Origin of the sequence: Amycolatopsis keratiniphila subsp. keratiniphila, from assembly GCF_001620365.2 — a bacterium.
GTDB classification, from domain to species: Bacteria; Actinomycetota; Actinomycetes; order Mycobacteriales; family Pseudonocardiaceae; genus Amycolatopsis; species Amycolatopsis keratiniphila.
The window spans coordinates 16,733-37,958 of record NZ_LQMT02000030.1; the positions used below are offsets into that span (position 1 = coordinate 16,733).

16 protein-coding genes are annotated in these 21,226 nt (G+C 69.2%); all 16 read right to left on the reverse strand.

All coding sequences use genetic code 11. From position 1 onward, the window contains the following. Positions 1-10: 10 nt before the first annotated feature. Positions 11-898 carry a sugar phosphate isomerase/epimerase family protein gene (locus AVR91_RS28445; RefSeq protein WP_063273999.1) on the reverse strand — a complete coding sequence of 296 codons (888 nt, stop codon included), beginning with the start codon at positions 896-898 and terminating at the stop codon, positions 11-13. A gap of 10 nt (positions 899-908) precedes the next feature. Beyond that, complete coding sequence (locus AVR91_RS28450; protein ID WP_016331789.1) at positions 909-1,913, reverse strand: sugar phosphate isomerase/epimerase family protein; 1,005 nt, start codon at positions 1,911-1,913, stop codon at positions 909-911. Continuing rightward, positions 1,910-5,002, reverse strand: a complete 3,093-nt coding sequence (locus AVR91_RS28455; RefSeq protein ID WP_063274052.1) for a ThuA domain-containing protein — start codon at positions 5,000-5,002, stop codon at positions 1,910-1,912. The genes AVR91_RS28450 and AVR91_RS28455 overlap by 4 nt, the downstream gene beginning before the upstream one ends. Positions 5,003-5,161: 159 nt before the next feature. Further along, positions 5,162-6,535, reverse strand: a complete 1,374-nt coding sequence (locus tag AVR91_RS28460; RefSeq protein ID WP_063273998.1) for an alkaline phosphatase family protein — start codon at positions 6,533-6,535, stop codon at positions 5,162-5,164. After that, positions 6,532-7,602: a metabolite traffic protein EboE gene (gene eboE, locus AVR91_RS28465; protein WP_063273997.1), complete on the reverse strand. Its 1,071-nt coding sequence runs from the start codon at positions 7,600-7,602 to the stop codon at positions 6,532-6,534. The genes AVR91_RS28460 and eboE overlap by 4 nt, the downstream gene beginning before the upstream one ends. Then, positions 7,599-8,462: a TatD family hydrolase gene (locus AVR91_RS28470; protein ID WP_063273996.1), complete on the reverse strand. Its 864-nt coding sequence runs from the start codon at positions 8,460-8,462 to the stop codon at positions 7,599-7,601. The genes eboE and AVR91_RS28470 overlap by 4 nt, the downstream gene beginning before the upstream one ends. Before the next feature lie 4 nt (positions 8,463-8,466). Then, positions 8,467-9,879, reverse strand: coding sequence for an EboA domain-containing protein (locus AVR91_RS28475; RefSeq protein ID WP_063273995.1), 1,413 nt, complete (start codon positions 9,877-9,879; stop codon positions 8,467-8,469). Beyond that, a complete protein-coding gene (locus AVR91_RS28480; protein ID WP_037346214.1) occupies positions 9,876-10,724 on the reverse strand; it encodes an SCO3242 family prenyltransferase in 849 nt (282 codons plus the stop codon). Before AVR91_RS28480 ends, AVR91_RS28475 begins: the two co-directional genes overlap by 4 nt. Then, positions 10,721-11,878, reverse strand: a complete 1,158-nt coding sequence (locus AVR91_RS28485; protein ID WP_063273994.1) for an inositol-3-phosphate synthase — start codon at positions 11,876-11,878, stop codon at positions 10,721-10,723. Before AVR91_RS28485 ends, AVR91_RS28480 begins: the two co-directional genes overlap by 4 nt. A gap of 109 nt (positions 11,879-11,987) precedes the next feature. Further along, positions 11,988-13,157, reverse strand: coding sequence for a Gfo/Idh/MocA family protein (locus AVR91_RS28490; RefSeq protein WP_063273993.1), 1,170 nt, complete (start codon positions 13,155-13,157; stop codon positions 11,988-11,990). 39 nt (positions 13,158-13,196) lie between these two features. Next, positions 13,197-14,249 (reverse strand): substrate-binding domain-containing protein, encoded by a 1,053-nt coding sequence (locus AVR91_RS28495; RefSeq protein WP_038518486.1) that lies wholly within the window; start codon positions 14,247-14,249, stop codon positions 13,197-13,199. A gap of 22 nt (positions 14,250-14,271) precedes the next feature. After that, entirely contained in the window at positions 14,272-15,285 is a 1,014-nt protein-coding gene (locus AVR91_RS28500) for an ABC transporter permease (protein ID WP_083715557.1), read from the reverse strand. After that, a complete protein-coding gene (locus AVR91_RS28505) occupies positions 15,282-16,784 on the reverse strand; it encodes a sugar ABC transporter ATP-binding protein (protein WP_063273992.1) in 1,503 nt (500 codons plus the stop codon). The genes AVR91_RS28500 and AVR91_RS28505 overlap by 4 nt, the downstream gene beginning before the upstream one ends. Further along, positions 16,781-18,040: an ROK family transcriptional regulator gene (locus tag AVR91_RS28510; RefSeq protein ID WP_063273991.1), complete on the reverse strand. Its 1,260-nt coding sequence runs from the start codon at positions 18,038-18,040 to the stop codon at positions 16,781-16,783. The genes AVR91_RS28505 and AVR91_RS28510 overlap by 4 nt, the downstream gene beginning before the upstream one ends. Positions 18,041-18,549: 509 nt before the next feature. Continuing rightward, positions 18,550-19,752, reverse strand: coding sequence for an ROK family transcriptional regulator (locus AVR91_RS28515; protein ID WP_037346199.1), 1,203 nt, complete (start codon positions 19,750-19,752; stop codon positions 18,550-18,552). Positions 19,753-19,844: 92 nt separating this feature from the next. Then, positions 19,845-21,212, reverse strand: a complete 1,368-nt coding sequence (locus AVR91_RS28520) for a DHA2 family efflux MFS transporter permease subunit (protein WP_063273990.1) — start codon at positions 21,210-21,212, stop codon at positions 19,845-19,847. Positions 21,213-21,226 lie beyond the last annotated feature (14 nt).

Sequence of the window (21,226 nt, forward strand, 5' to 3'; positions counted from 1 at the left end):
GATTCCCCAGTTAGAAGCGGACGTTACGGAGATAGGTGAATCCGGTCTGGGCGGTGCTCAGGGGATCCGTGGGGTTGTCGTGCTCGACGATGTATTCGGCGAGGTGGGGACGGGTGTGGCGGAAGATGCGCGGGAAGTCGATGACGCCCTTGCCGGGGTCGACCATCTCGCCCGCCGCGGTCCGGTCCTTGACGTGGTACTGCACCACGCGCGGGCAGTGCCGCCGGTACAGCGAGACCGGGTCCATCCCGCCTTCCACCGCCCAGAACAGGTCGATCTCCAGGTGCACGTACCGCGGGTTCGTGTTCCTGGTGAGCACGTCGTACGGGCGCACGCCGTCGATGGGCGCGAACTCGTGCGCGTGGTTGTGGTAGCCGAGCGGGATACCGGCCTGGCGGAACTTCCGCGCCGCCGTGTCCATCCGGCCGGCGAACTGCTTCCAGCCGTCGATGGTGTCGAAATTCGCCCACGGCACGTTGGCGCGGGTGTTGCCGAGGATCTTCGCGTCCGCGATGGTCTTGTCGAGGTCGCCGTCGATGCCGACGTGGGTGGACGTCGCCTTGATGTGGTTCTTGTCCAGCAGACCGCGGAACTCCTCGGCCGAACGGCCGTAGGTGCCCGCCAGTTCGACCTTCCGGTAGCCGATGTCCGCCAGCGCGGACAGGGTTCCCGGCAGATCGGCCTGCAGCGCGGTGCGCAGGGAGTAGAGCTGGATGCTGATCTTCTCCACCGGGACCCGGCCCCGTCCGTGGTGGCCGGATCCCTGGGTCTCCGCCTCGGTGGCCGCACCGGCCACACCCGGCAGGGCTACCGCCGCGCCGACCGCGACCGCCGCCGTCGCCGCGCCGCGCAGGAGCGCCCGTCGAGAGTGGAACTGCTCAGCTTCTTCACCGCACATGAAACCGCCCTCACTTCTGGTTGCTGAAAGCCGCGTCGAAGGCCGCCGACGGCTTGTCGAACAGGAGCCCCCGCAGAAAGGTCACGGCCTCCGCCGCGCCCCGGAGCCGGTCCATACCGGCGTCCTCCCACTCCACCGAGATCGGACCGGCGTAGCCGATCGAATTCAGTGCGCGGAAACAGTCCTCCCAGGGCACGTCGCCGTGCCCGGTCGAAACGAAGTCCCAGCCGCGTCGGGGATCTCCCCAGGGGAGATGCGAGCCGAGCCGTCCGTTCCGCCCGTCGAACCGCTTCCTGGTGTCCTTGCAGTCCACGTGGTAGATCCGGTCGGCGAAGTCGAGGATGAAGCCGACCGGGTCGAGGTCCTGCCAGATGAAATGCGAAGGATCCCAATTCAGCCCGAATGCCGGACGGTCGCCGACAGCTTCGAGCGCACGTTTCGTGGTCCAGTAGTCGTAAGCGATCTCCGACGGGTGGACCTCGTGGGCGAACCGCACGCCCACCTCGTCGAAGACGTCGAGGATCGGGTTCCACCGGTCGGCGAAGTCGGAGTAGCCGTCGTCGATGACCGCCTGCGAGACGGGCGGGAACATCGCGACGTACTTCCAGGTCTTCGAGCCGGTGAAGCCGATCACCGTGTCCACACCGAGTTTCGCCGCCGCGCGGGCGGTGTCGGCCATCTCCTTCGCCGCCCGCTGCCGGACGCCTTCGGGCTCACCATCGCCCCACACCCGGGCGGGGATGATGGCCTGGTGGCGTTCGTCGATCGGGTCGTCACAGATGGCCTGCCCGACGAGGTGGTTGGAGATCGCCCACACCTTGAGGCCGTGCTCGGCGAGCAGCTTGAGACGGCCGGGCACATAGTCCTCTTCGGACAGTGCGCGGTCGACCTCGAAGTGGTCGCCGGAACACGCGATCTCGAGGCCGTCGTAGCCCCATTCACTGGCCAGCCTGCACACCTCGGTGAACGGGAGATCCGCCCACTGGCCGGTGAACAGGGTGATCGGACGGCTCATGCTTGCTCCTCGAAAGTGATCGCGTCGACGTCGAACAAGCCGCCGGAACCGCCCTTGAACACGAGGAACAACGGGCCGGTGCCGCCGGGGTCGGTGATGGCGGAAGCCGGGATGTCGGCATAGGTGTCCCAGCCGCCGGTGTTGGCGACGGTGACCGTCTGGACCAGCGGTCCGTCCACCGCGCCCGAGCGCACCTCGATCGTGCCGCCCGCGCCACCGGACGAGACCCGGTAGCCGATGCCGCTGACGCCGACGAGGTTCACCGGGTCGAATTTGATCCAGTCACCGGATTCGATGTGGCCGACGCGTTTGCCGCCACTGGCGCCGGCGTGCGCGACGACCTCGATGCCGCTGGACTGGGTGTAGAACTCGGCCTGCTTCAGCTTCGGCTGCAGGATGGATTCCGCCTCGCCGGTGAGCGCGGGCACGCCGTTTCCACCGTTGTCGGTGTAGCTGGCGTTGATGACGCCGAAGACGTTGGCGTCCGCGCCGTGTCCTTCGTCGGCGGGCGTGGCGATGGTGCCTTCACAACCGGTCGCGCGGCTCAGCGGATGTCCGTGACCCTCGTGGCCGAGGATGTATTCGACGGTCACCTTCGAGCAGTCGATCGGGTTGTCCTCGGCGTCGGTCACCTCGACCTTGAACGGGACCATGTCGCCGAAGCTGAACACGCTGCCGTTGACCGGTGTCTTCAGCGTGACCACCGGCGCGGTGTTGCCGACGGTGACCACCACGCTCGCCGAACCGGTCAGCCCGGTGGAGTCGGTGACCGACAGCTTCGCGGTGTACTGGCCGTTCGCGGCGTAGGTGTGGGAAACCGGGGTGGCCTCGGTGGAATCGGTCGTGCCGTTCCCGTCGAAGTCCCAGGCGTAGGTGAGCGCGCCGCCGTCGGGGTCGTTCGTCCCGGCCGGGTCGAACTTGACGGTCAGCGGCGCCTGGCCGGACGTCTTGTCCGCGGCCACCTTGGCGACCGGTGTGCGGCGGCCCTTGGTGTAGTCGATGCGGTAGACGGCGGATTCCTTGGAGCCGCCGAAGTAGCCGGTGCCGTAGTCGAGGACGTAGAGCGCGCCGTCGGGGCCGAACTCGAGGTTCATCGGGCGGACGAGGTCCATCGAGTCGAAGAACGGATTGATGGCACCGCGTTCGCCGTTCGCGCCGACGGTGATCTCCTTGATCCAGCCGCGTTCCCATTCGTAGGCGAACGTCTTGCCGTTGAAGTACTCCGGGAACTTCGTCTGCGACGGGTTCTTCGCGTCGAACTGGTAGACCGGGCCGCCCATCGGCGACTCGGGGCCGGTGCCGAACTCGGGCAGCGAACCGCCGTCGTAAGGGATCCAGGCCTTCTCCACCGGCGGCAGATCGGTCAGGCCGGTGTTGCGCGGGCTGGTGTTCTTCGGTTTGGCGCAGTCGAAGGCGGCGCCGGACTCCTTGGTGGCGAAGTCGTAGTCGATGAACGGCAGGTTGTCTCCGACGCAGTACGGCCAGCCGAAGTTGCCGGGCTTCTTGATCAGGTTGAACTCGACCGTGCCGCCGGGTCCGCGCTTCGGGTCGGCCGCGCCGGCGTCGGGACCGTAATCGGCCAAGTGGATCCAGCCGGTCTTGCGGTCGACGGCGAAGCGGAACGGGTTGCGGAAGCCCATCGCGTAGATCTCGGGCTTGGTCTTGGCCGTGCCCTTGGGGAACAGGTTGCCCTTGGGGATCGTGTACTTGCCGTTGGCGCCGACCTTGATCCGCAGCACCTTGCCGCGCAGGTCGTTGGTGTTGGCCGAGGTGCGCTGCGCGTCGTACACCGGGTTGCGGTCGGCACGCTCGTCGATCGGGGTGAAACCGTCGGAGGCGAACGGGTTGGAATCGTCCCCTGTGGACAGATACAGATTGCCCTTGGCGTCGAAGTCGATCTCGCCGCCGGCGTGGCAGCAGATCCCGCGTTCGGCCGGGACCTGGAGGATCTTCTGCTCGCTCGCGAGGTCGAGCTTGTTGTCGGTGCCCAGCTTGAACCGCGAGAGCTGGTTGTAACCCTTGAACGGCTCGAAGTCGGCCGGGGTGCCATTCTCCGGCGCGTCACCCGCGGGGGTGTTCAGCTTGGGCGCGTAGTACAGGTAGACCCAGCGGTTCTTGGCGAAGTCCGGGTCGATGGCGACGCCCTGGAGGCCGTCCTCGTCGTGGTTGTAGACGGGGATCTGCCCGGCCAGCGACGTCGTCGCCGACGAGCTGGTGTACCAGACGCGGCCATCGCGCGAGGTGTGCAGGACGTCGCGGTTGGGCAGCACGGAAAGCGCGATCGGCTCGCCGGTCTTCTCCTCGCCCTTGGCCAGGGTGATCTGGTCGAAGTCCGCGTCGACCGGGTCTTCCTGGGTCTTGGCACAGCCCGCCTCGCTCAGCTTGGTGGCGTACTTGATGCCGCCCGCCAGATGCTTGAGGAAGGCCGGTTCGGCGTAGGAGGCCTTGGTGTGCCCGCCGCCGGTGTACCAGGAGCGGCCGCCGGAGTTCTCGTGGCACCAGGCGATCGGGTGATCGCCCATGGCGCCGTCGCCCGGCTGGTAGCTCTTCTCGTCCAGGCTCGCGAGCACGTGGACGTTGCTCCGCGGGTTCTCGCGGTAGTTGTACCACTCGTCGGTGCGCGGCCAGGTCTCCGGAAGATCCACAGTGGACACGTGCTCGTGGTCTTCGACCTTGACGTTCGCCTGCTGGATCTGCGGGTGGGACTTGAAGTACGCCCCGACCAGCTCGCCGTACCAGGGCCAGTCGTACTCGGTGTCGGAGGCGGCGTGCACGCCGACGTACCCGCCGCCTCCCTTCACGTACCGCTCGAACGCGGCCTGCTGGTCCGCGTTGAGCACGTCACCGGTGGTGGAAAGCCAGACCACCGCGTCGAACCGCTTGAGGTTCGCGTCGGTGAAGGCCGCCGCGTCCTCGGTGGCCTCCACCGCGAAGTGGTTCTGCGCCCCCAAATCCTTGATCGCCTTGATCCCGTCGGGGATCGAATCGTGCCGGAAGCCCGCGGTCTTGGAGAACACGAGCACCGTGGCCGCTTCGTGCGCCGATGCGGACTGCATCGGTAGCGCGACGCCTGTCAGAGCCGTGACCATCGACGTGACGAGCACGCCTAGTCGTCGTTTCAAGGACATAGCAGTAGCGATCCTTTCGATGAGCGGCGGCGATCAAGGAAGGACTTGCGTTGGTCGTGAGTGGCGTTTCGGGTTCTAACCCGAAACGCCACTCACGACCCACTGGACCGAGGACCTCCTCTACTTCAGTCCCTGCAGCGACAAGAGCAGCGGATGTACGTCGGTGGCCCCCACCCGACCGGACGGTTCGAACGCCGGATCCGAACAGAGCAGCACGGGACCGTCCTCGCCTGTATCCGGCAGCCGTCCGTGCGAGCCGCGCACCCAGCGCGGATCGGTCGGGACGACGTCCATCGCGTACCGGAGCCCGGCGAACTTCTTCGCCAGGTTGAGCCCGGCCCGCGCCTTGGCGAACTTGTCCTCCGGATCGAAGAACAGCTCGGCGGGGTCGTAACCCGGTTTGCGGTGGATCTCGACGCCGCGCGCGAAGTCGGGCTTCCGCGCGTCGTCGAGCCAGTAGTAGTAGGTGAACCACGAGTCCGGATCGGCGACCGCGACGAGTTCGCCCGCGCGTTCGTGGTCGATCCCGTAGCGAGCCTGCGCCTCACGGTCGAGGACCTCGTCGACACCGGTCAGTTCGCCGACGATCGAGCGCACCCGTTCGAGGTCGGCCGAGTCGCGGACGTAGACGTGCGCGACCTGGTGGTCGGCGACGGCGAACGCACGCGATGCCCACGGGTCGAGGTACTCCATGCCCGCCTGGGTGTAGACCTCCAGCAGACCCTCGCGCCGCAGCGCCCGGTTGATGTCGACCGGGCGGTGCACGTTGGTGATCCCGTACTCGCTGAGCGCGACCACGGTCGCCCCGGCGTTGCGGGCGTCGTCCAGCAGCGGCGCCAGCGCGTTGTCCAGTTCCCGCGCGGCTTTCCGGGCCTGCGGCGCGTCGGGGCCGAAGCGCTGCAGGTCGTAATCCAGGTGGGGCACGTAGGTCAGCAGCAGATCCGGCCGCTTCTCCCGCAGGATCTGCCGCGACGCCCCGATCACCCACTTGCTCGATTTGAGCGACGCCGTCGGGCCCCAGTACTGGAAGAGCGGGAACTCCCCCAGTGCGCCGGTCAGCTGATCGTGCAGTTCCGGCGGGCGCACGTAGGCGTCCGGCGACTTGCGGCCGTCGGCGTGGTAGATCGGCCGCGGGGTCACCGTGACGTCGGTGCTCATCCCCATCGCGTACCACCAGCACACGTTCGCCGACGTGTAGCCGGGGTGCGCCGCCCTCGCGGTCTCCCACAGCTTCTCGCCGCCGACGAGCCGGTTGTGCTGGCGCCACAGGAAGATCTCGCCGAGTTCCCGGAAGTACCAGCCGTTGCCGACGATCCCGTGCTGCGCGGGCATGAGCCCGGTGAGGAACGTCGACTGCGCGCTGCAGGTGACGGCGGGCAGCACCGTGCCCAGTTCGGCCTGCCAGCCGTCGCGGGCGACGGCGGACAGTTTCGGCATGTCCCGCAACGCCTTCGGGGTCAGCCCGACGACGTCGATGACGACCAACGGTTTCACGCGGACGCCCCTTCCTTGACGAGGTTCGCCTGTGCCCATTCGAGTTCCGCGGCGATCCCGCCGACGAGGTCGCCCGCGTCCGGGAGCACGCTCCAGGTGTAGGTCTCGACCTCGATATGCGGTTCGCCGGGCAGCCCGGCGGCGACGGTGCGCAGGACGTCGGTCGTGGTGGACAGCGGCGCGGCCAGCGCCTGGTGCAGCGGCATGTGGAAATGCACGCGCCACGGCCCCTCACCCGGCAGATCGGTCCACGCCTCGGGCAGGTCGTCGGCCTTGCGCACGACACCGCCCGAAAACTCGCGGACCTGGTGCAGGTACCGCGGTTCGGCGAAGGCCGCGAGCGCGTCACGGGCTTCGGCGGGATCTTCGACGTGCAACGCGGCGGAAGCCTGCACCTTCACGATGTCCACATCGGACTCCGCGATCGCCTTGAGCGTCTCCTCCGGGTCGGCGAACGACACCGCGAGATGACAGGTGTCCAGGCACAGCCCGACGTGCTCCGGGTCGACGCGGCCGGAAAGCCAGCCCAGCGCGTCGGCCACGGTGTCCAGCACACAGCCGGGTTCGGGTTCGACGGCCAGTTTGATCGGCCGGTCACCGATCGCGCGGACGACCTCACCGAAGGCTTCGGCCGCCCGGCGGTCGTCCTGTTCGTTCCACGGTTCACGCCAAGCCAACGGCAACGTGGATATGCTGCCGTAAGAAGCATCTTCGGCGAGGAGATCGGAGAGCACGTTCACGCAGTCGATCGTGTACGCGGCCCGGCCCGGGTGTGTCCACTCAGGACGGTAGACCGCGTGTTTGACGACGTCGTCGTGAAAACCGCCGTACGGGAAGGCGTTGAGCGTGTACACCGACAGCCCGCGGGCGTCGAGTTCGGCGCGGAAACGCTTGCGTGCCCCGGTGTCTTCGGCGAGCCCGCGCGCGACCGGCGCGGAAAGCCAGAGACCGACGCCGAGCCGATCGGCGCCCAGCCGCTCACGCACCGGGAGCGCGTACCGCTCCAGCTGCGCGACGATGCCGTCGACGTCTTCGGCCGGGTGGACGTTCGTACAGTAGGAGATCATTTGCGCGCACCTCGCAGCACCGAGTTGCCCTCGAACGTCACGGCCTCACCGGTGAACCCGGGCAGCGGGTCGAGCGTGAGCCTGCCGCTGAGCCCGTAGAAGTCGACCGGGTTCTGCCACAGCACCTTGTCGACGTCGGCCTCGGTGAACCCGCCGTCGAGCATCGCCTGCCCGGTCTTGGCGGTCTTCAACGGATCGGACCGGCCCCAGTCGGCGGCCGAGTTCACGATCATTTGGTCCAGCCCGTACTGGCGCAGGATCTCGACCATCCGGTGTTCGTCCATCTTGGTGTCCGGGTAGATGGAGAAACCCATCCAGGCGCCGGAATCCTTGACCAGTTCGACGGTGACCTCGTTGAGGTGGTCGACGACCACGCGCTCCGGCGCGACGCCGGCCTCACGCACGACGTCGAGCGTGCGCTTGGTGCCTTCCAGCTTGTCGCGGTGCGGGGTGTGCACCAGAACCGGAAGGTCGTGTTCCAGCGCCATCGCCAGCTGCTGGGAGAAGACCTCGTCCTCTTCCTTGGTCATCGAGTCGTAGCCGACCTCGCCGACCGCGACCACGCCGTCCTTCGCCAGGTATCGCGGGAGCACGTCGAGCACCTCGCGGCAGCGGGGGTCGTTGGCTTCCTTGGGGTTCAGCGCGATCGTGCAGTGGTGCCGGATGCCGAACTGCGCGGCGCGGAACCGTTCCCAGCCGATGAGCGCGTCGAAGTAGTCGGTGTACGAGCCGACGCTGGTACGCGGCTGCCCCAGCCAGAACGCGGGCTCGACCAGCGCGCGGACACCGGCCGCGTACATGGCTTCGTAGTCGTCGGTGGTCCGGGAGGACATGTGGATGTGGGGATCGAAGATACGCACTGGCTCAGTTCTCCTTGAGCAATGAGAGGGCGTCGGCGGGTACGTCACGCCCGGCCGCCCTGCGTTCGTCGGCGAAATCGGCGAGCATTCTCCGGAGCTCGTCGTCCGCGCGGGAAGTGAGGTCCGCGACGGCGGCCAGCGGCACACCGACGAAGACGCATTTGAGGACGCCGTGGCGCCACGTGTGGTCGTCCAGGAACCGGGCGAAGGCGCCCATGGCGGCGGCGACCAGCCTGATGTCGTTGGCGCGCAAGGCGTCCTCGACCAGTTTGATCCCGGCATCGGTGACTTCGGCGCCCGGCGACTCCAGCGCGGAGAGCGCCCGCAGGACCCCGCGCCGCTCGGCGTCGTCGCCGTAGCGGTAGAGATCGCGCAGTTCCGCGGCCAGCGCCGCGTCGTCGAGGACTTCGGCGAGCACCGACACGAGCCGGACCCGTGCCCGGTCGTCAACGGTGCCGTGGACCAGCCCCTGCGGATCGGTGTCCGGGCGCAGCGCCTCCCGGCCGACCTCGCGGCCGACGGCCGGGAAGATCGAGCCGATCACCGACGGCTTCTCCCGGATCCGGCGTTCCGCCTTGGTCTGCCATGTCTGCGGCATCGCCGCGGTGAGCGCCTCGAAGGCCCGGCGCGCGGTGTCCGGCGCGGCGTGGCTGTGCCGGGGCAGTTCGACCGCGGCCAGCCCGGTGTAGCCGATCTCCGCCAGCGCGGCGAGCGTCCCCGGCAGATCCAGATGCCCGTCGCCGAACTCCAGATGCTCGTGGACCCTCGGCAGCATGTCGTCCAGCTGCACGTTCCACAGCAGCGGACCGGCGAGGCGGACGCATTCGGCCGCGTTCACCGGCTCGACGGCGACGCAGTGCCCGACGTCGAGCGTGACCCCGAAGAGGTCCGGCTCGCCGAGTTCCTTGCGCAGGTCCAGGACCTGGCCCAGATGCTGCACGAGGTGCCCGGGCTCGGGTTCCATCGCCAGCCGCACGTTCAGCCGCGCGGCGTGCTCCAGGACCGCCGCGACTCCCTCACGCAACCGGGACCAGGCGAGGTCGTTGTCCACAGTGGACACGCCGGACCAGAAAGACACACAATCCGCGCCCAGGTCACCGGCGATCCGCAAAGCCCTTGCCAAGAAGTCGATCCGCAACGCGGGATCGTCCGAAAGCAGCGTCGGCGAATGCTTGCGCCACGGGTCGAGCAGGTACCGCGCGCCGGTCTCGATGACGACGCGGTTCAGGCCGAGCGACGAAAGCCGCGAGGCCACGTGGTCGACCTGCCGCGCCAGATCGTCGGCGAACGGGTCGAGGTGGTCGTGGTCCAGGGTCAGCGCCACCCCGGTGTACCCGAGGTCGGCGATCACCGCGAGCGCGTCGTCGAGGCGGTGGTTGGAGAAGCCGTTGGTGCCGTATCCGAGGGAAAACGTCATGTGGGGCTCACCTTCCTCGACAGCTTGCGGGCGATCGGCAGCGCGGCCGCGACCAGCGCCGCCCCCAGTACCGAGCCCTTCGCCGTGACCGCCGCCTGCAGCGGGACCATGCCGTGGATGCCGTTCTTGGTCGCCGACCGCACGGATTTCGCCGACGGGTCGCGGACGGCGTCCGCCTGCGCCCGGCCGACCAGGCCCGCGTAGCCCGAACCGGCGGCCATCGAGGCGGCGCGATGCCAGCCCCCACGTGCCGGTCCGGTCAATGCCAACGTTGTCGCCGCGCAGCTGGTGGCCAGCGCCGCCCGGGCGGTCGCCGGATTCGCGCCGTGGACCTCCCCGGTGGAGAGCGCGGTGACGCCGAGCGTGTGGACACCCACCGCCGCCGCGGCGGTGGCGGCCTTCTTCGGAGAATCACCGGCGCCCAGCAGGACGTCGAGCGTGCGGCACGCCGCCATCGCCACCGGCCCGGCCGGAGTCGGTTTGAGCACGGTGTCGTAGGCCCACACCGACGCCGCGAGCGGGACTGCGACCCGCATCGCCCGGCGGCCGCCACCGAGCGCCGCCAGGCCAAGTCCGGCGGCGGTCAGCGCGGCCCCGGTGGTGAGCGCCGCGCCGGCACTCACCCGCCCGGACGGGATCGGCCGCTCGGGACGCTCCACCGCGTCGAGCTTCCGGTCCGCCCAGTCGTTGAGGGCCATCCCGGCCCAGTAGAAGGCGACCGAGGACAGCGGCAGCAGCAGCCGTCGGCCGGTCATCCTGAGCCCCGCCGCGGCGGATCCGGCGACCGTGTCGCCGAGCACCGTCAGCGCCGCGGGCGCCCGGACGAGTTCCACGTAAGCCTTCACAGGGCTCCCGCCCAGCTGATCAGGCGAGCGGTCTGCTCGGCGAAGCGGTGTTCGTCGCTGCCCAGCGGATCCTTGAAGAAGAAGCCGAGCTCGGTCAGCGCGCCGCTCTGGCCGTCGGCGTGCGCCGCGGTGACGAAGCGGGCCAGGTCCAGGATCAGCGGCGCCGCGAGCGCGGAGTCGTAGCCGGTCCAGGTGAACTGCAGGCTCATGCGCGCGCCGAGGAAACCCTCGAACGACACGTGGTCCCACGCGGTCTTGATCTCGCCGAGGTCGGGCACGTTGTCGATGTGCAGCGGCGCGGTGACGTCCTCGCCGAGCAGCGCCGCGAGCCCGCGTGCCTTGGATTCGAGCTTGCTGTTCGCGGTCACCGGGTCGGCGAGGGTCTCGCCGTCGCCGCCGCCCAGCAGGTTGGTGCCCGCCCAGGAGCGGACCTTCAGCGCCCGCGCGCTGAACATCGGCGCGAGGACGGTGCGCAGCAGCGTCTCACCGGTCTTGCCGTCGCAGCCCGCGTACGGCAGGCCTTCCCGCTCGGCGAGCTTCCGCAGCGCAGGCAGGGTGATCCCGGCGGACGGCGTGAACTCGACGTACGGGCTTCCCGCCTTCAAGGCCGCGTAGGCCGACAGGGAACTCGACGGGAGCACCGCCCGCGCCGGATCCGTGAGCGCCGCTTCGAGCGCGTCGAGGTCGTCGTGTTCGGGCAGGTGGGGGCACGGGGCCTCGGTGGAGGACACGTTGACCACCACGACCCGCGCGAGGTCGTGCCGGTCGGCGAAAGACCGGATGTCCGCCGTGAGCCGCGCGGCCGCGTCGGCCTGGGCACCGGTATGCGTCGCCGGGTGGTAGCCATCGCGGATCTCGGCGTCCACCTCGGCCAGCCCGGACCGCACCGCGGAGAACACCGAGTGCCCGAAGACGCCGGCGTGCGCCAGCTGCTCGGCACGCTTCTCGAGCGGGGTGTGCACGATGTCGTGGCCACCGAGGACCAGATCGTCCCAGCCCGGCAACGGAACCCCGGCGAACGCGGGCAGCTCGCTGACACAGCCGCCACCGCCGGCCACCCCCGCGCGCAGCGCGAGGAGCCCCACCGCGGCGGTAGTCGCGACAGACCCCCTCGCCCCGATCAACCAGATGCCCGTACGCTCGTGAGCAGGCATTTCTCCACCTTTCCAGAACCCGACAACCCCGACCTCCGATGGTCGGATGTTTCGGATCGAACCAAGTCGCAGTGATAGCCGTCATGCGACTTTCGGCTGGATCTACTCCTCAGTTACTCCCCTTCGCGGTGACACCGGGCACAGTGGTCCATCGCGCCTCGTCGGACGCGCTGCGCTCGACCGCGTCCAGTACCTGCTGAACCCTCAACCCGTCCTCGAAGGACGGTTCGGGATCCTTGCCTTCGCCGATCGCGGTGAGCAGATCGGCGACCTCGTTGGTGAAGGTGTGCTCGTAGCCGAGCAGGTGGCCCGGCGGCCACCACACCCCGACGTACGGGTGCTCGGGTTCGGTGACCAGGATCCGGCGGAACCCGGCCTCGGTGGCGGGCTGGCCACCGTCGAAGAAGGACAGTTCGTTCATCGACTCGAAGTCGAACGCGAGGCTCGCCTTCGACCCGTTGACCTCCAGCCGCATCGCGTTCTTGCGGCCGAGCGCGAACCGGGTCGCCTCGAAACTCGCCACCGCCCCGCCGCTGAACCGGCCGAGGAACAGCGCGGTGTCGTCGACCGTGACCTGCCCGGTGCCGCCGTCGCCGTCCGGCCGCTCCTTGACGAAGGTGTTCGTCAGCGCGGAGACCCCGGTGATCGTGTCGCCGGTGACGAACTGGGCGGCGTCGACGATGTGCGCGCCGAGGTCGCCCAGCGCGCCGGAGCCCGCCTTGTCCTTGTGCAGCCGCCAGGTCATCGGTGCCTGGGCGTCGGACAGCCAGTCCTGCAGGTAGACCGACCGCACGTGCCGGATCTCGCCGAGCGCCCCGCTCGCGACCAGTTTCCTGGCGTGCGCGAGCGCGGGCACCCGGCGGTAGTTGAACGCCACCATGGACCGGACGCCGTTGGCCCGAGCCTTCGCCGCCGCCTCGGCCATCGCTTCGGCCTCGGCGAGGGTGTTGGCCAGCGGCTTCTCGCACAGCACGTGCTTGCCCGCTTCGAGCGCGGCGATCGCGATCTCGGCGTGGCTGTCGCCCGGCGTGCAGATGTCGACCAGGTCGACGTCGTCGCGGGCGATCAGCGCGCGCCAGTCCGTCTCGACGTCTTCCCAGCCGAACCGTTCCGCCGCGGCCTTCGCCCGCACCTCGTCACGGCCGCCGAGCACGGCGAGTCGCGGGATCAGCGGTGGCGTGAAGAACCGGTGCACGCTGCGCCACGCGTGCGAATGCACCGCACCCATGAACGCGTGGCCCACCATGCCGATCCCGATCGTTTCCGTTGCCGTGCTCAATACCCCTCCTAGATGCGTGCGTGTGTCGGGTACGCGGGTTTACGAGTCGAAGCCGACGTCCATGTACTTGTCGACGTTCTCCTTGGTGACCACCGCGGAGTACGTGGTGATCTCGGCGGGGATCTCGTGCTCGGCGAAGTCGCCGGCGCCCTTGCCCTGGCCGAGCAGGCGGGCGAGCGAGATCGCCGAGGACGCCATCGACGGGCTGTAGAGCACCGTCGCCTTCAGCGGTTCGGCGTCGGACTTGATCAGGTTCATCGCGTTCTTCGATCCCGCGCCGCCGACCATCAGGAAGTTCTTGCGGTTGGCGTTGTTGATCGCCGCGATGACGCCGACGCCCTGGTCGTCGTCGTGGTTCCACAGAGCGTCCAATTTGGACGCCGACTGCAGCAGGTTCGACGTCTGCTTCTCACCGGACTCCGGCGTGAACTCCGCGGCGACGCGCGGGCCGACCGTGAAACCCTGACGGGTCAAGGCGTCCTTGAAGCCCTTGCTGCGTTCCTGGGTCAGCGGCAGCGAGTCGATGCCCGCGACCTCGCCGATCACCGGGCTGGCGATGTTCTTCGCCTTCATCTGCTGGGCGATGTAGTTGCCGGCGTTGACACCCATGCGGTAGTTGTCGCCGCCGATCCAGGTGCGGTACGCGAGCGGGGTGTCGAAGACGCGGTCCAGGTTGATCACCTGGATACCGGCGTCCATCGCCTGCTGGCCGACCGCGGTCAGCGCCTTGCCGTCGAACGGCAGGATCACCAGGACGTTGACCTTGGCGTTGATCAAGGTCTCCACCTGGGAGATCTGCTGGTTGACGTCGTTGGTGCCCTCGGTCGCGTTGAGCGTGACCTCACTGAACTTCTGCGCCTGCGCGCGGGCGTTCTTGGTGATGGCCGCCATCCAGCCGTGGTCCGCGGCAGGCGCCGAGAACCCGATGGTGACGGGGGTCCCGGGCTGCGAGTTCGCCCCGGCGTTGGCCACGTTGGCCGCGTTGTTCTGCGCCGGTGCCTCGTTCGAGGTGCACGCGGTCAGCAGCGCACCCGCTCCGACGGCCGCGCCTCCCAGCAGGAAACGGCGGCGGTGCAGGGATTGTTCGGTCATGACGACTCTCCATCCACGGTGATCAAGTACTCGTCTTTGTCTTTTTCACGGAGCGGAACTGCAGCAGCGCGGCCAGGACGATGATCACGCCCTTGGCGATGTTCTGGATGTCGGTGTCCAGGTTGTTGAGCGTGAAGATGTTGGACAGCACGGTGAAGATCAGCACGCCGATCAGGGTGCCGATGAGCGAGCCGCGGCCACCGGTGAGCAGGGTGCCGCCGATGACGACCGCCGCGATGGCGTCGAGTTCGTAGAGCATGCCGTTGGTCGAGGCACCCGCGGTGGTGCGGGCGACGACCATCAGCGCGGCGATACCGCAGCACAGCCCGGCGACGCCGTAGACGAGCGCGGTGTGCCGCTTGACGTTGATCCCCGCCAGCCGCGACGCCTCGGCGTTGCCGCCGACGGCGAAGGTGCGGCGGCCGAACGTGGTGCGGTTCAGCACCACCCAGCCGATCGCGAACACCAGCGCGAACATCCAGATCAGCACCGGGATGCCGAGCAGGTCACCGCGGAAGAAGTCGAGGAAACCCGCTTCCGACACCACCTGCGTGCGGCGGCCGCTGATGCGTTCCGCGAGACCGCGGGCCGAGACGTACATCGCCAGTGTGGCGATGAACGGCACGATCTTCCCGTAGGAGACCAGGATCCCGTTGATCAGCCCGCAGCCGAGGCCGACCAGGAGTCCACAAAGGATCATCACCCACGGGCCGTAGGACTGGGTGGCCAAGGTGGTCAGCCAGACACTGGACAGCGCCACGATCGAACCGACCGAGAGGTCGATGCCGCCGGCGATGATCACGAACGTCATCCCGACGCTGACCACCCCGATGGCCGCGGCGAGCCGCAGGATCGTGGAGATGTTGCCGTCGGTGAAGAACTGGTCGGGCCTGGTCACCTGGCCGACGATGCACAGGATCACCAGCACCCCGGCAAGGCCGAGCAGCCGGGTGTCGAGCGAGAAGTTTCGCTTTTGCTTGGGTGGCAAGGGTTCCACGGCGCTCTCCGTACGCACCGATTCGGCTTGGTCGGTCACGCCGCACTCCCTTCGAGAATCACGTCGAGCACTTCCGCCTCTGTCAGCTCCGCGGACGGCTTTTCAGCCAGGACACGTCCTTCACGCAGCACCAGCACCCGGTCGGACAGGCCGAGTACTTCGGGGATCTCGCTGCTGACGAGCACGATCGCGACCCCGGTCGCGGCCAGTTCCTCGATCAGCCGGTACAGCTCCGCCCGCGCGCCGACGTCGACCCCGCGCGTCGGCTCGTCCAGCAGCAGGACCCGGCAGCCGCGGACCAGCCAGCGCGCCAGCACCGCCTTCTGCTGGTTGCCGCCGGACAGCGTGCGGATGATCCGGTGCGGGTCGGCGGGCCGGAGATCGAGGCGCCGCAGGCTTTCCCCGGCGTCGTCGAGTTCCCTGCCCCGCTCGGTGAACCCGAACGTCGCGTACTTGCTCAGGCTCGCCAGGGTCACGTTGTGCACGACCGGCAGGTCCAGTAGCAGTCCCTGGCTCTTGCGTTCCTCGGGCGCCAGGCCGATGCCGGCTTTGACCGCCGCGGATACGCTGCCCGGCCGGACCGGCTCGCCATCCACCGACACCGAACCCGTGTCCTGCTTGCGCGCGCCGAAGATCGTCTCCAGCAGCTCGCTGCGGCCCGAACCGACGAGACCCGCGATCCCGACGACCTCCCCGGCGTGCACGGTGAAGTTCACGTTCTCGAACTCGCCGACGGTGGTCAGGTTCTCCACCTTGAGGACCTCGTTGTCCGGGTCGACGTGTTCCTGGTGGCGCGGGCCGAAGACGGTTTCGACCTTGCGGCCCGCCATCAGCGCGACGAGGTCGGAGGTCGGCGTCTCCTTGGCGTCGAGACCGGTGGAGACGGTCTTGCCGTCCTTCAGCACGGTGACGCGGTGGCCGATCCGGCGCAGTTCTTCGAGCCGGTGGGAGATGTAGACGATCGCGACACCTTCGGCGGTCAGTTCGCCGACGATGCGGAACAGGTTGTCGACCTCTTCGCCCGCCAGCGCCGCGGTGGGCTCGTCCATCACCAGCAGCTTCGCGTCGTAGGCGAGCGCCCGCGCCATCGAGACCAGCTGCTGACCGGCGGCGGACAGCTTGCCGACCTCGGTCGACGGCGCGATCTCGGGGTGCCCGAGCCGCGCCATCAGTTTCGCGGCCTTGTTCCGGGACTCGCTGATCCGCGTGAACCCGAACGTCGCGCGCTCACGGCCGAGGAAGATGTTGTCCGCCACGGAAAGCCCGGGTACCAGGTCGAGTTCCTGGTACATGGTCGCGATGCCGATCTTCAGCGCGGCGACCGGCGAGGGCAGCGTGACCGGCTCGCCCTGCCAGAAGATCTCGCCACCGTCGGGCCGGTGGGCTCCGGCGAGCGTCTTGATCAGCGTGGACTTGCCCGCGCCGTTCTGGCCGAGCAGGCAGTGCACCTCGCCGGGTTCGACGTCGAAGTCGACCCCGTCCAGCGCACGCACCCCGGGGAACGTCTTCACGATCCCCCGGACGGATAGCAGGGTCATGCCGGAGCCTCCTCGGCCGCGTTGGGAACTAGCGTCGGATCGGCGAAAAGCCGTTCGGTGGCGAGATGCGCGGCGCCGCGCAGCGGGGCGGTGGTGCCCAGCGGCGACGGCTCGACGCGGCAGGCGGGCTCGTGCCCGAGCGGACGCGCGGACAGTTCGCGGCGCACCGGCTCGACCAGCCACTCGCCCAGTTCGGCGAAGTAGCCGCCGAGTACGACGAGGTCCGGGTCGAGTACGTCGACCACGGTGGACACCGCGATGCCGAGCGCGACCCCGAGTTCCGAGACGGCCGCGACCGCGCGCTGGTCACCGCGCTGGACGCGGTGCTTGAGCAGCCCGACCCGGCCGTCGACGCCGAGCGCGGGATCGTGCAGCGGGTCGCCGGGAGAGGCGGCACCGCGCAGGACGGCGTTGAGCCCGGCCTTGGTCTCCAGGCAGCCGACCCGGCCGCAGTGGCACTGCTCGCCCGACGGGTCGACGGTGATGTGCCCGACCTCGCCCGCGAAACCCCTGGCACCGCGCAGGATCGCGCCGCCTGCCACGAGCCCGCCGCCGACGCCCGTCCCGCCGCTGAGGTAGAAGAGCTCCCGCACGCCTTGGCCGACTCCGGCGACCGATTCGCCGACCGCGCCGAGGTTCGCCTCGTTGTCGACCGTGATGGCCTCGGCAGGCAGGCCGAGCCGGGCGGCGAGGAGGTCGGCGATCTCGGCGTCGCGCCAGCGCAGGGTCGGCGCGAACCGGAGGACGGCGGCGGCCGAATCGACCAGGCCGGGCACCGAGACGGTGACCCCGACCGGCTGGTCGTCCAGCAGCACGGTCCGGGCGAGGAAGGCGAGTTCGTCCATGCTCCGGTGCAGCCCGAGCGCGGCGACGTCGGCGGTCTCGGTGCGTTCGGCGACCACGCGGCCGTCGAGATTCGTGACGACGGCGGCGAAGCGATCGGCCTCGACGCTGAGCGCGAGCCCGCACGCGCTGGCGCCGTTCAGCTCGACCAGCTGGCTGGGCCTGCCGTTGCCGCCGCCCTGGAGTCCGGCGGAGCGGACGAGACCGCGTTCGGACAGCTCGGTGACCAACCCGGAGACGGCCGCCTTGGTGAGCCCGCAGCGTGCCGCGAGCTGGGTGCGCGAGAGCGGCCCCGCGCGCAACGCCCGCAGGAGCGCGGCGAGGTTCGAGGTGCGCTTCCCCGCCGAGAACCCATCGGCACCGTTCGCGGTGCGTGGGCTGACCGGGTCGAGCCCGGGTTCAGTCGCGGCCACACTGCCTCATCAGACGAGTCCCCACTTACGAATCGGCCGTAACAAACTTTGTTACTTAGCCAGCGAAAGTAGGGTGGCACCCGTCACCCGTCAAGGTGACAACAGGACAGAAATGTCGACTAAAGCCCTCCGTCACCCGATTAGCCGTCTCAATCCGCGCAGACTTTCGTACGTTTCGAGCGAAAGTCTGTACGATCTTGACGTTACTAATCGGAATCAGGTGAGTGCCCAACGTGCCGCCGGATGCTCTCCACGGCCGACGTCGGCCGGTCAAGGCACCGCACTCACGTGATCGAAGCCGAAACTCGCGTGATCAGCGGCGGAACACCCGAGTGCGGCCTCCAATCACACGAGTCACGTCCCTGATCACGCAAGTCACGCCTTCGCTCACGCCGCACCTTGTGTGCCCAGTCCGTGAAGGCCTCCTTGAGGGACCCAGAGTCCCTCAAGGAGGCCTTCACGGACTTCGGACCAGGAGGTACAGGGGGCACGATTGGCCCTAGCGGCGGTCAGCTACTCAGCGTGAAGGCCCGGTCCGTAGCGGACCAAGCGGCCCCGATGACCCCGGCGGTGTCCCCCAGCTCCGACAGCACGATCGGCAGGTTCCCGGTCGCGAGCGGCAGCGACCGCCGGTACACCGAGCTGCGGATCTCGGCGAGCAGCTGATGCCCGAGCTGCGCCACGCCGCCACCGATCACGACCATGCCCGGGTTCACGAAACTCACCAGCGAGGCGACCACCTGCCCGAGCCGCCGCCCGCCGTCGCGGATCAGGTTGACCGCGCCGAAGTCGCCCGACGCCGCCGCGCGGCCGACGTCCTGCGCGGTGATCGCGCCGCGAGCGGCGACGACGTCGGCGAGGTACGTCGACCTGCCGCTGCGCGCGAGCGTCAGCCCGTCACGGGCCAGCGCGGCGCCGCCGAAGTAAGCCTCGAGACAGCCCGTCTCGCCGCAGGCGCAGGTCGGCCCGTAGTCGTCGAGCCGGATGTGCCCGATGTCGCCCGCGGTGCCGGCGACGCCGCGGTACACCTTGCCGCCCAGCACGATCCCGCAGCCGATACCGGTACCGATCTTGACGAACACCAGGTCGTCGATGGAGCGCGCGACCCCGGCGTGCCGTTCCCCGAGCGCCATCGAGTTCACGTCGTTGTCGACCGTGACCGGGCAGCGCAGCAGCCCGCCGAGATGGTCGCGCACGGAGAACCGGTCCCAGCCGGGCATTATCGGCGGCGCGACCGCCATGCCCTCGGCGAAACTCACCGGGCCCGGGAGACCGATCCCGGCGGCGATCAGCTTGCCCGGCACCTCTTCGCGGATCTTCTCCGCCAGCGCGACGACGCGTTTGAGCACCGCGTGCGGCCCCTGCCGGACGTCGCAGTCCTCGACGGTGTGCACCAGCACCTCGCACGAAGCGTCGGTGAGCGCGACCCCGACCGACGTCGCGCCGACGTCGACCGACAGCACCCGCAGGTCTCCCGCGAGCCGCACCAACGTGGACCGCCTGCCGCCGCGGCTCGCCGACGGACCCGCCGTCTCGACGAGGCCGACCTCGGCCAGCCGCGCGACCTCGGCCCCCACCCGGGCACGCGGCAGCTCCAGCCGCTCCCCCAGTTCGACGCGGGACATCGGTCCCTCGTCGCGCAACAGGGTGAGCAACTGGGTCTGGTGCCGGGTTTCGACCGTCGGATGCTCCGACGTGGGTGCCGTGCTCATTCACCTGAGCCTACGGCGTTGTCCACCCGCTGTCCCGGAGGACACTGGAAACCTTCACGCCCTCCGGACGGGAACAAACCCACCGTCGCCACTCAGTCCTTTGTGGACATTTCGGCGCGGACGAGGAGCCACGCCGGGATCAGCACGATCGCCGTGATCCCGGCGATCCACCCATGTGCACCCGCGACGGCCGCCGCGGACCCGGGAGCGGCGGCGAGCCGGGCGGCGACGACCACGGTCAGAACCGACGTCCCGAAGGAGCCGCCGATCCGTTGCAGCATGGCGAAGAGCGGCATGGCGTGGGAAATTCGCTCTTTGGGCACCGACACCAGTCCGGTGGCGAGCGCCGGGGTCGTGGTCAGCCCGATGCCGCAGCCGCGGACCACCTGGACGGCCGAGAGCCACCGGTAATCGTCGGAACCGGTGAGCAGCGCGAGCGGCACCGTCCCGATGATCGTGACGATCAGGCCGGCGAAGATCACCCGCGCACCGCCGATCCGGTCGGTCAGCCTGCCCGCGAGCGGAAGGGCCAGCACGGTGCCGAGTGCCAGCGGCGCGGTCAGGAACCCCGTGGCGACGAGGCTTTCGTGCCGGACGTCGAGGTAGTACAGCGGCAGGACGATCATCGCGCCGAACAGCGCGATCCCCATCCCGAAGACGACGGCGGCGGCCGAGGAGAACGTCCGGTCGCGGAACAGCCGCAGGTCGAGCAGTGGCGACGGCGACCTCAGCGCGGTGACCACGAAGACGGCGAGCAGCATCGCGCCCGCGGCCGCCGCGATCGGGGCGGTTTCGGCGAAGCCGTAGACGAGCAACGGCAGCCCGGTCACGGTGAGCACCAGGCCACGCCAATCCAGCGGGTGGTCGCCGACGGGCTTCTCCCTCGGCAACCGTTTCCGGCCCAGCAGCAGGCAGAGCACCGCGAGCGGCACGTTCACCAGGAACAGCCACGGCACGCCGAACCGCTCGGCGAGCACGCTGCCCGCCAGGGTGCCGAGCACGGGAGCGAGGTAGATCGGGATGCTCAGCACGGCCATCATCCGGCCGAGCCGCTTCGGTCCCGCCATCGTCGCGAACAGGATCTGTCCCGCCGGGACCAGCAGTCCGCCCGCGGCGCCTTGCAGGACACGGAACGCGATCAGCGCTTCGGCCGAGGGCGCCGCCGCGCACAGCGCGGAAAAGACCACGAACAGGCCGACGCACACCAGCCACAGCCGCGCCGTCCCGATGCGACGGCTCGCCCAGCCGCTCACCGGCACCATCGCGGCGAGCGTGAGCAGATAGCCGGTGACGATCCACTGGGCGGTACCGAGCGGTGCACGGAATCCGGCCGCGATCGTGCCGAGCGCGACGGTGACGACGGTCGACGTGAACATCGACAGGAATCCGCCGACGGTCAGGATGGCGGCCGTCCCCCACAACGCCGGGGTCGACCGGTCCTCATCGGGACTTCCGATCATCCTACCCGCCGATC